Here is a 1,575-nt window from a genome sequence, read left to right as displayed (position 1 = left end):
TTGATACTCATTGAGCCCTCTCCGCCAGCATAGCCATCTCTGACTATGCTGGTAGGCGACAAACCAAACCGGAGAAGACTCTATGAGATTTTATAACCAACAGCATGACTTTTACTGTGGCATTGATCTTCATGCTCGCATTCTTTATGTCTGTATCCTCGATTCCACCGGCAATAAGGTACTGCATAAAAAAATTAACGCTGACCCAGATGAATTGCTCGATATCCTGCAGCCATACCAAGACCAAATAGTTGTTGGTGTTGAATGCATGCACTGCTGGTACTGGGTTAGCGATCTCTGTCTGGACTACGCGGTTGATTTTGTTCTTGGGCATGCGCTCTATATGAAAGCCATACACGGTGGAAAAACAAAAAACGACCGTATAGACGCTTATAAAATTGCCGCCTTGTTAAGGGGCGGTAATTTTCCCATCGCTTATGTCTATCCCAAAGCGATGCGTGCAACACGCGACTTACTTCGACGCCGATCTAAAATCGTCAGACATGGTGCCGACCTCAAAGCCCATGTATCAAACACTTTTACCCAGTACAACCAACCATCACCTAACCTGCAACTTCGTTACCCTTATGCAAGAGATGAAGTTCGTCAACGCTTTGATCAAGCATCAGTCAATAGAAATATCGACTTAGATCTTAACATCATTGCCTTCTACACCAAGGAACTTGCAAGCCTCGAACACTTTATCGAGATGAACGCGAAACAGCACAACGCACAGGATTACCACCTTTTACAGACCGTACCTGGTATCGGTCGCATTCTCGCGCTAACCATTCTGTATGAAATCGGCCATATCGAGCGTTTCCCAACCGTACAACAATTCGCCTCATATGCACGACTCGTGAAATGCAAGGCCCAGTCAGCAGGTAAAACCTATGGCACCAGCGGTAATAAAATCGGTAACGCACATCTTAAATGGGCATTCTCAGAAGCCGCTGTTCTTTATCTTCGAGGGAACGACAAAGCACGTCGGTATCTAAACAGCCTGCAGAAACGTATGAGTAAAGCAAAAGCACTCTCGGTACTGGCACATAAACTGGGTCGTTGCGTCTACTTCATGCTGAGGAACAAAACCGTGTTTGATGACCGACGATTTTTATCCGAATAAGTCGCACAATGGGATGAGCTGTTAGTCTAACTGGTGCTGATAGTTAGCACGCTGCTGAATCCATTCTACTAGGCATTTCAGCCTTCACTGGATCTGCTGTGCATTGGTTGTTCAAGCCCCTTTGCTTTGATTAGCCATCCCATTGTTGCGCATCAATACGAACAACAAAGTTGCTTACACCTGAGCCGAGCCTGAAACTAACTGGCTGCGGAAGCAGCCATTCTCTTTGAATAGTGCCTGCTCGGGTTAACCGATGAATGTCTAGTGGCCCTGCGTAAAACTAGCAGGCAGCGGTGAGACCGCAGTAAGAGACCCTCAATATGTGTTTGTCGTAAGCGACGATAATCGACAGAGCGAAGTAGACAACTTTGTTGTTCGATTATATTGGCTGCTACGCAGCCAAGGGGGACAGCTTTACCCCTTGACACCCCAAAGGCTCATATGTGTTA

General features: G+C 46.3%; 1 protein-coding gene. It reads left to right on the top strand.

The features are described from left to right. Positions 1 to 82 precede the first annotated feature (82 nt). A complete protein-coding gene (locus tag ABT56_RS22010; protein WP_047881074.1) occupies positions 83 to 1,126 on the top strand; it encodes an IS110 family RNA-guided transposase in 1,044 nt (347 codons plus the stop codon). Positions 1,127 to 1,575: the final 449 nt, after the last annotated feature.

Source organism: Photobacterium aquae (genome assembly GCF_001029445.1).
Taxonomy (GTDB): Bacteria; Pseudomonadota; Gammaproteobacteria; order Enterobacterales; family Vibrionaceae; genus Photobacterium; species Photobacterium aquae.
This window is presented reverse-complemented; position numbering and strand designations above follow the sequence as displayed.

What these genes read in the sequence shown, in the direction of transcription:
- ABT56_RS22010 (WP_047881074.1), top strand. Translation starts at nt 83, where the DNA reads ATGAGATTTTATAACCAACAGCATGACTTTTACTGTGGCATTGATCTT.